Below are 796 nucleotides of genomic sequence, written 5' to 3' on the forward strand. Positions count from 1 at the left end.
CTTCGCTCTCGACTTCGGCTTCGACCGGTATCTCGTCGGCCAACAGTTCGATCGCCTCCCTCTCGACGTCAACGTCGACGGGCATCAACTCGCTGTCGACTTCCGCTTCGACGGGCATCAGCACCGCGCAGAGTGGGGTCAATTCGCTGTCCACGGGGCTGAGCTCGACCAATAGCTCGGTTGCTTCGTTGTCGACCTCCACATCGACCGGCATCAGCACGGCGCAAAGCGGCGTCAACTCGTTGTCCACCGGTCTGAGCTCGACCAACAGTTCCGTCGCTTCGCTGTCGACCTCGACGTCGACCGGGATTTCTTCGGCCAACAGCTCGATCGCATCGCTGTCCACCGGCCTGAGCTCGACCAACAGCTCGGTCGCGTCGCTGTCGACCTCCACGTCGACCGGTATCTCGTCGGCCAACAGCTCGATCGCGTCGCTCTCCACCTCGACCTCGACGGGCATCAGCTCGCTGTCGACCGGTTTGAGCACGACCGACAGCTCTGTCGCATCCCTGTCGACCTCCACGTCGACCGGCATCAGCACCGCACAAAGCGGCGTCAATTCGTTGTCCACCGGCCTGAGCTCGACCAACAGTTCCGTCGCGTCGCTGTCCACGTCGGCTTCGACCGGCATCTCGTCGGCAACCAGCTCGATCGGATCCCTCTCGACATCGACCTCCACGGGCATCAGCACCGCGCAAAGCGGCGTCAACTCCCTGTCGACGGGCCTGAGCTCGACCAATAGCTCCGTTGCTTCGCTCTCGACCTCCACGTCGACCGGCATCAGCACCGCACAAAG

At 63.2% G+C, this 796-nt stretch carries 1 protein-coding gene; it reads right to left on the minus strand.

Features of this window, described 5'->3' with window-relative positions; translation table 11 throughout:
• Positions 1 to 796: hypothetical protein (locus tag HWY45_RS37235; RefSeq protein ID WP_279607766.1), on the minus strand; the 796-nt coding region annotated here is incomplete at both ends.

The organism is Burkholderia stagnalis (assembly GCF_902830275.1).
In the GTDB taxonomy this organism is placed as follows: Bacteria; Pseudomonadota; Gammaproteobacteria; order Burkholderiales; family Burkholderiaceae; genus Burkholderia; species Burkholderia stagnalis.